The 11,693-nt window shown below is 60.7% G+C and carries 10 protein-coding genes and 1 tRNA gene; 2 read left to right on the top strand and 9 right to left on the bottom strand.

Annotated features, from left to right (window positions below; genetic code table 11):
- Positions 1–94: 94 nt before the first annotated feature.
- Positions 95–171 (bottom strand) — tRNA-Pro (locus ACFOZ5_RS01010).
- Between the two features lie 143 nt (positions 172–314).
- On the opposite strand from ACFOZ5_RS01010, the gene corA reads away from it, so the two are divergent.
- Complete coding sequence (gene corA, locus ACFOZ5_RS01005; RefSeq protein WP_379884835.1) at positions 315–1,268, top strand: magnesium/cobalt transporter CorA; 954 nt, start codon at positions 315–317, stop codon at positions 1,266–1,268.
- A 68-nt stretch (positions 1,269–1,336) separates the two neighbouring features.
- On the opposite strand, the gene glyS is transcribed toward corA, so the two are convergent.
- Both glyS and glyQ read right to left on the bottom strand, forming a co-directional pair.
- Positions 1,337–3,415, bottom strand: a complete 2,079-nt coding sequence (gene glyS / locus ACFOZ5_RS01000; protein WP_379884834.1) for a glycine--tRNA ligase subunit beta — start codon at positions 3,413–3,415, stop codon at positions 1,337–1,339.
- Positions 3,415–4,407 carry a glycine--tRNA ligase subunit alpha gene (glyQ, locus tag ACFOZ5_RS00995; protein ID WP_379885415.1) on the bottom strand — a complete coding sequence of 331 codons (993 nt, stop codon included), beginning with the start codon at positions 4,405–4,407 and terminating at the stop codon, positions 3,415–3,417. Before glyQ ends, glyS begins: the two co-directional genes overlap by 1 nt.
- Before the next feature lie 228 nt (positions 4,408–4,635).
- Between glyQ and ACFOZ5_RS00990 the strand changes: the two genes are divergently transcribed.
- Positions 4,636–5,055: a hypothetical protein gene (locus tag ACFOZ5_RS00990; protein WP_379884833.1), complete on the top strand. Its 420-nt coding sequence runs from the start codon at positions 4,636–4,638 to the stop codon at positions 5,053–5,055.
- Positions 5,056–5,296: 241 nt separating this feature from the next.
- Here the strand turns inward: ACFOZ5_RS00990 and ACFOZ5_RS00985 are convergent, their stop codons facing one another.
- From ACFOZ5_RS00985 to fmt, 6 genes are all read right to left on the bottom strand, one after another.
- Entirely contained in the window at positions 5,297–5,959 is a 663-nt protein-coding gene (locus tag ACFOZ5_RS00985; RefSeq protein WP_379884832.1) for an ankyrin repeat domain-containing protein, read from the bottom strand.
- Positions 5,956–6,366, bottom strand: coding sequence for a hypothetical protein (locus ACFOZ5_RS00980; RefSeq protein WP_379884831.1), 411 nt, complete (start codon positions 6,364–6,366; stop codon positions 5,956–5,958). Before ACFOZ5_RS00980 ends, ACFOZ5_RS00985 begins: the two co-directional genes overlap by 4 nt.
- Positions 6,367–6,577: 211 nt before the next feature.
- Positions 6,578–8,026, bottom strand: coding sequence for a TrkH family potassium uptake protein (locus ACFOZ5_RS00975; protein ID WP_379884830.1), 1,449 nt, complete (start codon positions 8,024–8,026; stop codon positions 6,578–6,580).
- Positions 8,027–8,059: 33 nt separating this feature from the next.
- Positions 8,060–9,433 carry a Trk system potassium transporter TrkA gene (trkA, locus tag ACFOZ5_RS00970; protein WP_379884829.1) on the bottom strand — a complete coding sequence of 458 codons (1,374 nt, stop codon included), beginning with the start codon at positions 9,431–9,433 and terminating at the stop codon, positions 8,060–8,062.
- Positions 9,430–10,743, bottom strand: a complete 1,314-nt coding sequence (rsmB, locus tag ACFOZ5_RS00965; RefSeq protein WP_379884828.1) for a 16S rRNA (cytosine(967)-C(5))-methyltransferase RsmB — start codon at positions 10,741–10,743, stop codon at positions 9,430–9,432. The genes trkA and rsmB overlap by 4 nt, the downstream gene beginning before the upstream one ends.
- A complete protein-coding gene (gene fmt / locus ACFOZ5_RS00960; protein ID WP_379884826.1) occupies positions 10,740–11,675 on the bottom strand; it encodes a methionyl-tRNA formyltransferase in 936 nt (311 codons plus the stop codon). Before fmt ends, rsmB begins: the two co-directional genes overlap by 4 nt.
- Between the last annotated feature and the right edge of the window lie 18 nt (positions 11,676–11,693).

The following is an 11,693-nucleotide window of genomic DNA, read 5'->3' as shown; positions in this document are numbered from 1 at the left end:
GTGAGCAACAGGATGTTTCCGCACGACGTTTGTCGCGAAACGTGTTGCAGCGAAGAAGGGACGACGGAAAGTTCTGGGGAAACCGGGAAAGGAATGGTCGGCGTGGCAGGATTCGAACCTGCGACCCCTTCGTCCCGAACGAAGTGCGCTACCAAGCTGCGCCACACGCCGAATTACCGGCGGTATTATACGTATTCTCTGGTCGATTGCCAGCCCCCCGGCGGGGTTCGGAATGAATCTTTTGGCGGCTTTCCGGGTGAGTGCTTTTGGCGGGTAGAATACCCTGACACCCTGACCAGATACGGGAGAAGGCTGTGCTTCGACTGTTCCGATTTAACAATGGCCTCATTCGCGAAATCCCGGTGACCGAGGAGCCGCTGGAGGCCCAGGTTCGCGCGGCGGACTGGATTGACTGTTACGAAGCGAACGAGGAAGAAAGGGCCATCCTCGAGAAGCTGCTGATGACCGATGTGCCAGAGCAGGACGAAGTGGATGAAATCGAGGCCTCCGCCCGTTGCTTTGTCGACCAGGCCGGCATCCATGTGCATTCGTTATTCCTGACCCAGACCGAGGGCCGGCACACCACCGTGTCGGTGGCCTGCATTCTGCAGCCTGAGCGCCTGATCACCATCCGGGATGACGAGATTGCGGACTTCCGCCTGATGCGCATGCGGGCACGACGGGGCCAGCTGGAGAGCACCCATCCGTCTGAAGCCCTGGTCACCGTGTTCGAGCAGAAAATCGAGAACCACGCCGACAACCTGGAGCATATCCACGAGCAACTCGACAAGGTGTCCTACCTGGTGCTGGAGGATGAAGAAGCGGAGCTGGAAGAGGCCATCAGCCAGCTGGCGAGGCTGGAAGACAGCAACGGCCGCATTCGCCTGTGCCTGATGGACAGCCAGCGGGATATTTCCTTCCTGGTCAGGCACCTGAGGCAGCACCCGGAGTTACGGGAGACCTGCCGTGAAATCGCCCGGGATATCGAAACCCTGATGTCCCACAGCGCCTTCCTGTTCGAGAAGATCAACTTCCTGATGGGCTCCACCCAGGGTTTTATCAACATCGAGCAGAACCAGATCATCAAGACGTTTTCCATCGCCGCCGTGGTGTTCCTGCCGCCTACGCTGATTGCCAGTATCTACGGTATGAACTTCGAGTTCATGCCCGAGCTGGAGTGGCTGCTGGGTTATCCGGGTGCGCTGGTGCTGATGGTGGGGTCGGGCTTTGCGCCCTACTGGTACTTCAAGCGCAAAGGCTGGTTGTAGCCGTAAAGGCCACCCAACGAAAAAAGGCTTCCCGGTCAGGGGAAGCCTTCTTCATTCCGCAGAGGTTCTCAGCTACCTGGCAGCAGTGAGATGTCCGCCACCCGCAGGAACAGGTTGCGCAGGCGGTTGAGCAGCGACAGCCGGTTGGTGCGCACGGCTTCGTCGTCCGCCATCACCATCACCTCGTCGAAGAACGCATCCACAGGTGTCCGCAGGCTGGCCAGGGAGCTCAGGGCGGTAGCGTAGTCACCGCTATCGAACAGCGGCACCACTTTCTCGGCCTGTGCGCTTACCTGTTCGGCCAGGGCAATTTCCGCCCTGTCCTGCAACAGGGCATTGTCCACGTGCTCGCCGATGGATGCATCGCCCTGCTTGGTGAGGATGTTGGATACCCGCTTGTTGGCGGCGGCCAGGGCCTCGGCTTCCGGCAACTTGCGGAAGGCGTCCACCGCCTTCACCCGACGGTCGAAGTCCAGGGGCCGGGTAGGCCGGCGGGCGTGTACCGCCAGGTAGACCTCGGCGCTGATGCCCTGCTCTTCATAGTGGGCGCGGAAGCGCTCGAGCATGTAGTCGACCACGGTGTGAGCAGTATTCTGCTCGGTGAGCTGGCTGAAATTCTGCTCGGCCCACTCGCAGCAGGTCTGCAGGTCCAGGGGCAGCTCCCGTTCGATGATAATGCGCAGCACACCCAGGGACGCCCGGCGCAGGGCAAAGGGGTCACGGGTGCCGGACGGTGGCTGGTTGATGCCGAACAGGCCAACCAGGGAGTCGAGCCGGTCAGCAATGGCGACAGCGCAGCCGGTGAGGGTGGACGGCAGGTCGTCCCCGGCAAAACGGGGCATGTACTGCTCGTTCAGTGACCGGGCCACGTCGTCATGCTCGCCGTCGTTGGCGGCGTAGTACTGGCCCATGATGCCCTGCAGGTCGGTGAACTCCAGCACCATCTCGGTGACCAGGTCGGTCTTGCCCAGCATGGCGGCGCGCTCGGCCAGGGCCGGATCACTGCCGATGGCTTCGGCGATCTTGCCGGCCAGGGCGGCGACGCGGACCGACTTGTCGTAGATACTGCCCAGTTTCTCCTGGAACACGATGGGCTTGAGCTGCTCAATGCGGTCCTCGAGCCGGGTCTTGCGATCGGTCTCGTAGAAGAAGGCGGCGTCGGACAGTCGCGGACGGATGACCTTCTCGTTGCCTGAGATCACCTGGGCCGGGTCCTTGCTCTCCAGGTTGGCCAGGGTGATGAAGACCGGCAGCATCTTCCCGTCCCGGTCCATCACGTGGAAGTACTTCTGGTGTTCCTTCATGGAGGAAATCAGCGCCTCGGCGGGTACTTCCAGGAAGCGTTCCTCAAACCGGCCCAGCAGGGGTACCGGCCACTCGTTGAGGGCGGTGACCTCGTCCAGAAGGTCTTCGTCGATCACGGCCTTGCCGCCTGTTTCCTTCTCGGCGGTTTCCGCCACGCCCTGGCGCACGATCTCCCGACGCTCGGCGAAGTCTGCGATCACGTAGCCTTCCTGCTTGAGCACGATCTCGTAGTCATTGGGGGTCGACACAATGAGCGAGCGCGGGCAGTGGAAGCGGTGACCGCGGGTGGTGTTGCCCGGCTTCAGGCCCATGATGGGAGCGTCGATCACGGTGTTGCCGTACATGAATACCAGCCAGTGTACCGGACGCACGAATTCGGTCCGGTGGGCACCCCAGCGCATGCGCTTGGGGATGGGCAGGCCGGCCAGGGCCTGTTCCACCAGCTGGGGCAGCAGCTCCATGGTGGGCTTGCCCTGCTCCACGGTACGGTAAACCACCCAGGCGCCCTTGTCGGTTTCCAGGGTGTCGAGCTGTTCCGGGGTCACGCCCACGGAACTGGCAAAGCCGTTGAGGGCCTTGGTGGGGTTGCCGGCATCATCAAAGGCCGCCTTCACGGCCGGGCCGCGCTTTTCCACCGGCTTGTCCGGCTGAGCGTCTTCGAGCTTGCGGACCCGCACGGCCAGGCGACGGGGTGCAGCAAACGCCTCGACTCTGTCGAAGGCGATGCCGGCCTCTTCCAGGCCGTTGCGGATGCCGTGGGCAAAGGCATCGGACAGGGGTTTGAGGGCCTTGGGAGGGAGCTCCTCGGTGCCCAGTTCAACCAGAAAATCCTGAGTAGCCATTACGCGTTCCCCTTCTTGGCCTTTTTGCCTTTTTTGCCCTTGCCGGCGTTCTCTTCAGCGGCCAGGACTTCCTTGCGCAGGGCTTCCGGCGCCATCGGGAAACCCAGGGCCTTGCGGCTGTCGAAGTAGGCCTGGGCCACGGACCGCGCCAGGGTACGGACCCGCAGGATGAAGCGCTGACGTTCGGTTACGGAAATGGCGTGGCGGGCGTCCAGCAGGTTGAAAGTGTGGGAGGCCTTGAGCACCTGCTCATAGGCCGGCAGCGCCAGGCCCGCATCGATCAGGCGGGCACTTTCACGCTCGTACACATCAAAGCTGTGGAACAGGAAGTCGGTGTCCGCATGCTCGAAGTTGTAGGTGGACATCTCCACTTCCTGCTGGTGGAACACATCGCCGTAGGTGACCACGCCATCCGGGCCTTCGGTCCACACCAGGTCATACACGCTGTCGACGCCCTGCAGGTACATGGCGATGCGCTCAAGGCCGTAAGTCAGCTCGCCGGTGACCGGGTAGCACTCCAGGCCGCCCACCTGCTGGAAGTAGGTGAACTGGGTGACTTCCATGCCGTTGAGCCAGATTTCCCAGCCCAGGCCCCAGGCGCCCAGGGTCGGAGATTCCCAGTTGTCTTCCACGAAGCGGATGTCGTGCACCAGCGGGTCCAGGCCCAGGGCCCTCAGGGAATCCAGGTACAGTTCCTGGATATTGTCCGGGGATGGCTTGAGCACCACCTGGAACTGGTAGTAATGCTGAAGGCGGTTGGGGTTCTCGCCGTAACGGCCGTCGGTGGGGCGGCGGCTGGGCTGCACGTAGGCAGCGTTCCAGGTTTCCGGGCCGATGGAGCGCAGGAAGGTGGCGGGGTGAAAGGTGCCGGCCCCTACTTCCATGTCCAGTGGCTGAAGAACCACGCAGCCGTGCTGCGCCCAGAAATTCTGCAGTGCCAGGATCAGCCCCTGAAAGGTCTTCAGATCCGGTGTTGACGGTTGTGATGCCATGGTTGTCACGACGCTTGCCTGCTGTTCGGTCTGAGTGTTGCGGGGAGGCTGAAAGACAGGAAACCCGAGCCGGCCCGCATCGAAAGGCGGGTATTATACGCGTCAAGGCTGGTTATTTCTAAGTCACCTTCGAAATAGTGCGCATTCTTCGGAGGCCTATTCGCTGCCTTGCCTGGATCGCCGTCTATGCCATATCCTCTGAGTATCGTGCTAGCAAGGGACCACCTCATGGATATGAGAACCCCGTCTACTCTACTCAACCTTCTTCTGAGCGCCCAGGCTAAAGGCGATATAGCTGGAGAAGACGCTACGCTGCAAATCGTTGATGACGCCCGATTCATAACCGATACATCGAGTTGTTATGCGATAGCGAGGGATCTGGGGCTTGAAACGGCTGACGATTTTCCAAAGCTGACTGATGCCCTGATCAAATCCCTGAACGACGCTGGATGGAACTCGCAGTATCTGGCTGTTGCCCTTACGGCGAGCCAAAACGAAATGGTAGAGGTCCCTGTTCATTCGGGCGAAAGCCGCTCAGATTATCTGAACCGTTTGTACGACTCCAGATTTAACTGCAATGACATTGACGAGGCTCGTCTTGAGGAGATATCCACCTCCATTCCTCAAAAGCCAGCAACAACGAAATGAAACTGCTTATCGTGTTTTCTCTACTGGCCGCGCTTGGGTGGTGGCAAACTGAACTATTATCGGACTCGACTTGGCAAGGTGCGGTTGCTCCCTTGCTGTTCTGTACGGGGGCCAGTGGAACTCTAACAAGGCTTATTTTTATCTTTCCAACCTTCCGACGTAATAGCGATGGTGGTGCGAGCCTCTGAGGACATACTGGCTGAGAAACCCTATTTTTGCACTTGGCGAGACCGTTGTAGGCTCAGTCTTGTTCGACTAATTTGAAGACTAGCGGCTTCACCAAACCTGCCCTATCGTTAACTATCGCCCACTGGAAAATGTCCAGTCCGTCCTTGCGCGCAATTGTCGGGTCAGCGCCAAGGCTTGACAGAGTTTCGATTGCTGGCTCACTTGCAAAGTCAATCGCATAGAAGTAGGCCGTTTCGCCTTGGTTATCCTGGGCATTAACGTCCGCACCAGCATTTGCAAGAGCTGCGACGCATGCCGCGTTTTGATGTTGTGCAGCCAGATGGAGTGGGCTGGAATCCAAAATCTTCCCAGACCTGTTCACGTCCGCACCAGCATTGATCAGTATGCCAACCTTCTCTGCCCGACAGGAATCAGACACGGCGAACTGAAGCGCTGTTAACCCGGAGAACGTGGCATTGGGGTCGGCCCCTTGGTTCAGGACTAGCTGCAGATCCTCATCAGAGCCATATATGACGGCAGTTATCACTGCGGGACGTCCCTGGTCATCTTTTGTGGTCGCTTTTAAGTTACCTCCAACAACCTGCGCTAGGAAATCCTGATATTCGGACTTTCCAGGTGAAGCTCCTGTGTCGGTAACAGGCGAACTAGCACAAGCAACACTTGAGAGAAGAAGCAGAAACAGGCTGGCCTTGACGATATTTGCAATCATATTCATTGACTAAGCCCCTCATTAAGAAGCTCATCAAGGCTTTTATACTGATATCCGTGGGACAATAAGTACAAAACTATCCCGATATGATCGCCGCGACTTAACATCTGTCGCATCTTTATCTGCCCGTTCAGATCTTGGCTTTTGGCATAGTAGCGCTCAATGTTAAATCTGGTTTGCGCCACCAGCGCACCCTCGGCAGATTTCGAATCCAGAAGAGCTATCGCAGGACCCAGTAACCCAGCGGAACTTTTAGAGATCTTGGTAATTACTGTAGCACCACGTTTCAGGATGATCTCATCCGCTGAATTAATAAAAGTTATTCCATAGTTAGCAAGGTTTTTGGCGGTTGAAGGAGAAATGACTTCCTCAGTTTCCGAGTTCTTGCGTGCGGTGGATACAGCTGAGGTCATATATGTGCGCTCCTTTGCGTGCAGTAGTCGGGGGTTCGACTCGAACTAGCGAGCCAGAGTCCATCTGGCCCGAGTGATACGGTAAACAACTTCACGTAGATAAACAAGCATGGCCGACAACCAGGTTAAGAATGCGACCATACTCCACTCGACATGACAAAATAATATATGAGTACGTCCTTCACAGTACTACGCTGGCTTTGGTTTAATCCTAGCGCCGCCAGAATGCGGGCGTCAGCAGCACCAGCAGAGTAAACACCTCCAGCCGGCCCAGCAGCATTGCGAAGCAGAGCACCCATTTGGCGACGTCGTTGATGTTGCCGTAGTGGTAGGCCACGTCGCCCAGGCCGGGGCCCAGGTTGTTGATGGCGGCGGCGACGGCGGTCCAGGCGGTCACCTGGTCCAGGCCCGTGGCCAGCAGGATGATCAGCATGGCCACGAACATGAACATGTACACCGAGAAGAAACCCCATACCGCCTGCAGTACCCGGTCGGATACCGGCCGGTTGCCCAGCTTTACCGGAATCACGGCGTTGGGGTGAAGCAGTCGCTTTACTTCCCGGGAGCCCTGTCGATAGATCAATAGCACCCGCATGACCTTCATGCCGCCGCCCGTGGAACCGGCACAGCCGCCCATGAAGGCCAGCACGAACAGCATGAACGGCAGCATCAGCGGCCACTGGCTGAAGTCGGCGGCGCCGAAACCGGTGGTGGTGGCGATGGACACCACTTCGAAGATGCCCTTCGATATCGCCTTGGTGGGGCCGAGGGTAGCGGTGTAAATGAGTACCAGTACGGTGACGACGCTCACCACTGCAAGAATGCTGAAGTAGAAACGGAACTCCGAATCCTGCCAGTAGGCCCTGAGACTGCGTTGGCGAAAGGCCATGAAGTGCAGTGCGAAATTGGCTCCCGAGATGATCATGAACACCACCGCAATCATTTCGATCAGCGCACTGTCAAAATACCCGATGCTGGCGTCGTGGGTGGAGAACCCGCCGATGGCGACGGTGGAGAAGCTGTGGCCGATGGCATCGAACCAGGTCATGCCGGCGGCCCAGTAGGCAAAGGCGCACAGTGCGGTGAGCGCCACGTAGATGTACCACAGGGCCTTGGCGGTTTCCCCGATGCGGGGGGTGAGCTTGTTGTCTTTCACTGGCCCCGGCACTTCGGCCCGGTACAGCTGCATACCCCCGATACCCAGCATGGGCAGGATGGCGACCGCCAGCACAATGATCCCCATGCCGCCCAGCCATTGCAGCTGCTGGCGATACCAGAGCATGGACTCCGGCAGTGAGTCGATGCCGGTAATGACGGTGGCCCCGGTGGTGGTGAGCCCGGAGACGGCTTCGAACAACGAGTCAATATAGGTGTAGGGCGCGTTATTGCTGAGGTAAAAGGGAATAGAGCCGGCCACGCTCAGTACCACCCAGAACAGGGTGGTGATCAGGAAGCCGTCCCGCACCCGAAGGTCACCGGCCACCCGCCGGAAGGGGAGCCACACCACCAGGCCACCGAACATGACCATCATCAGGCCATTGGCAAAGCGCTGCCACTGGCCGTCGTCGTACAGCAGGGAGATGCCCAGGGGCGGCAGCATGGTGAGGCTGAACAGCATCATCAGCAGGCCGAGTACCTTGGCAATAACCGGCAGGCGCACTCTACAGTCCCTTCGGTTGCGGTGGATGTGTCATCAGAAGAAGGTCAGCCCCACCTGGAACAGCTTTTCCACCTCGCGGATGCGGGTCTTGTCCACCAGGAACAGCACCACGTGGTCGTCCGGTTGCACCCGCAGGTGATCGTGGGCGATCAGTACCTCGTTGTGGCGCACGATGGCGCCAATGGTTGTGCCCTGGGGCAGCTTGATCTCGTCCAGGCGTTTGCCGACAACCCGTGAGGAACGATGATCGCCGTGGGCGATGGCCTCGATCGCCTCCGCCGCGCCCCTTCGCAGGGCGTGCACATTGACCACGTCGCCCTTGCGCACGTGGGTCAGCAGGCTGCCAATGGTGGTTTGCTGGGGCGAGATGGCCACGTCGATTTCGCCACCCTGGATCAGGTCCACGTAATCCGGGTTGTTGATCAGGGTGAGCACCTTGCGGGCGCCAAGGCGTTTGGCCAGCAGTGAGGCCATGATGTTGGCCTCGTCATCGTTGGTGACCGCGCAGAATACATCGGTGCTTTCGATGTTCTCTTCCAGCAGGATGTCCTTGTTGGCGGCGTTGCCTTCCAGCACGATGGTCTTGCGCAGGTTCTCCGACAGCATCACGCAGCGGTCCCGGTTCTGCTCCAGCAGCTTGACCTGGTAGCGACTCTCCAGGGTATGGGCCAGGCGCTGGCCGATGTTGCCGCCACCACAGATGAAGACGCGCTTGTAGGGTTTCTCCAGGGGCTGCAGTTCGCTCATCACCGAGCGGATGTGGTCGGTGCCGGCAATGAAGAAGACCTCGTCACCATCCTCGATGACGGTGTCGCCCTGGGGAATGATGGGCCGATCCTTGCGGAAGATGGCCGCCACCCGGGTGTCGATGCGGGGCATGTGGGTGCGCAGATACGACAGCTCATGGCCCACCAGCGGACCACCCTCGGTGGCGCGGATGGCCACCAGCCGCACCAGGCCGTTGGAGAATTCCAGCACCTGCAGGGCGCCGGGATATTCGATCAGCCGGGTGATGTGCTGGGTGACCAGGTGCTCCGGGCTGATCAGGACATCCACCGGAAAGCCGTTCTCGCCAAACAGTTCCTTGCGTGCCAGGTAGGCGTTGGCCCTTACCCGGCTGATCTTGGAGGGTGTCTTGAACAGCGAGAAGGCCACCTGGCAGGCGACCATATTGGTCTCGTCGGAGTTGGTGACGGCAATCAGCATGTCGGCATCTTCGGCGCCGGCCTGCCTCAGCACGGTGGGATAGGACGCAAAGCCCTGTACCGTGCGGATGTCCAGCCGGTCCTGGAGTTCCCGCAGGCGCACCCCGTCGCTGTCGATCACGGTGATGTCGTTGGCCTCGTTGGCGAGGTTCTCGGCAAGGCTGCCCCCCACCTGACCGGCTCCGAGGATAATGATCTTCACTGGCGCTCCTCCGGCCCGCCCTTTTTCAGGCAGGCGTAGAAAAATCCATCGTGACTTTCCGGGTTCGGTAGCAGTTGCCGCCCATGACCGGTGTCCATCCCCCAGGCCACCGGCTCATCAAGCAGTCGGGCATCCGTTTGCTGCCCCAGGAATCGCCGGATTATACGGCTGTTTTCCTGGGGAAACACGGAACATGTCGCGTAAACAAGCCGGCCTCCGGGCCTCAGGGTCTGCCACAGGGCTGACAGCAGGCCAATCTGGATGGTGGCAAGCGGGGTGATATCGGTTTCCCGCCGCAACAGCTTGATGTCCGGGTGTCGGCGAATCACGCCGGTGGCGCTACACGGAACATCCAGCAAAATGGCGTCAAACGGCTGGCCGTCCCACCACTGGTCGACGTCGGCGGCGTCTGCTTCTATCAGTCTGGCAGAGAGTTGCAGCCGTTCCAGATTCTCCTGGATCCGGGGCAGGCGATCGGCGGACTCGTCGATGGCCAACACTTCCCCCTGGTTGTCGATGGCCTCAAGGATGGCGCAGGTCTTGCCACCAGGGGCGGCACAGGCGTCCAGAATACGCTGCTCGGGCCCGGGCTTCAGCCACTGGGTACACAGTTGGGCGGCTTCATCCTGCACGCTGACATGGCCGTGGGCAAAGCCAGGCAAAAGGTCCACGGGCACCGGTCGGTCCAGCTGGATACCCAGGTCGGCAAATTCGGTGGCCCGGCCCGGAATGCCTGCTTCCCGCAGCCGGTCCAGGTACTCGTCCCGGCTGCCGTGCATGCGGTTGATGCGCAGGGTCATGGGGGCCTGGGCGTTATTGGCCCCGAGTATGCCCTGCCAGTGCTCCGGCCAGTTGTGGCGGAGCTTTTCGATCATCCAGCCGGGGTGACTGTAGCGGGCCTCATCACTGGTGGGGGCCGGCGCACCTTCCCGTTCCGCTGCCCGCAGTAAACCATTTACCAGCCCGGCCAAGGGTGTCTTGCCCAGGGCCTTGCAGGCTTCCACGGTTTCGTTGAGGACGGCGTAGGAGGGGTTCTCACTGAAGCGCAGCTGGAACAGGGCCACCAGCATCAGGTGATGGACAATGCGGTCCTGCTTGCGCAGTGGCTTGCGCAGGCGGCTGGTCAGCTCGTCATCCAGCCGGTGGAACCAGCGGCAGGTGCCATAGCACAGGGCCTGGAGCTGGGGGCGGAGGTCCGGTTCGAGGGTATGGGCTTCCACGGGCAGGCACTGGTTGAGGGACTCCCCCTGCTCCACCGCCAGTATGACCCGCGCGGCGACGGCTCGCAGTGGCAGCTCCCGGGGCATCATTGCAGCACCTGGCCCGGTGTCAGCACCGGTTTGCCGCCATTGATCAGATCAGACACCGACATGGCCCGGGTGCCCGGCAACTGCACCCGGGTTACCCGCAGGATGCCGTTGCCGCAGGCAATGTCGACACCGGAGCGCTCGCGGGCCAGTACCATGCCGGGGGGCTGGCTGGTGGAATCGTCGACAGCAAAGGCTTCGTGGATGCGTACCCGCTTTCCATCCAGTTCGCCATCGGTACCCGGCCAGGGGTTGAAGGCGCGAACCTTGCGGGCAATCGCTGCCGCACTGGCCTGCCAGTCGATATGCGCCTCATCCTTGCTCAGTTTGTGGGCATAGGTGGCCAGGCTGTCATCCTGGGGCTCGGCGGTGAGGCCCCGGGTGTCCAGCGCCGCGAGTGCTTCAACGATGGCCTTGCCGCCCATGTCCGCCAGCCGGTCGTGGAGGCTGCCGCCGGTGTCGTCGTCATGGACGGGGGTACCCTGCTTGAGCAGCATGTCACCGGTATCGAGGCCGGCGGCCATCTGCATGATGGTGATGCCGGTTTCCGCGTCACCGGCTTCGATGGCACGGTGGATCGGGGCGGCGCCTCGCCAGCGGGGCAGCAGCGACGCGTGGATGTTCAGGCAGCCCAGGCGGGGGATATCAAGTACCGCCTGGGGCAGGATCAGACCGTAGGCGGCCACCACCATCACATCCGGTTGCAGGTCGCGAAGGCGCTGTTGTTCGGTATCATCCTTCAGGGAGGAGGGCTGATAAACGGGGATGTCCGCCTCCACGGCGGCCTGCTTCACCGGGCCGAACTGCTGTTTGCGGCCACGGCCGGCTGGTCGGTCGGGCTGGGTGTAGACGGCGACGATGTCATGGTCGGTGGCAAGCAGTGCCCGTAGGGCGACGGCGGCAAAATCGGGGGTTCCGGCAAAAACGATTCGCACTGCGGATTCCTGTTTCTG

It is taken from the genome of Marinobacter lacisalsi (genome assembly GCF_042651045.1).
Classification (GTDB): Bacteria; Pseudomonadota; Gammaproteobacteria; order Pseudomonadales; family Oleiphilaceae; genus Marinobacter; species Marinobacter lacisalsi.
The sequence above is the reverse complement of the archived record's forward strand: the minus strand, read 5'-3'. Positions and strand labels throughout refer to the sequence as shown.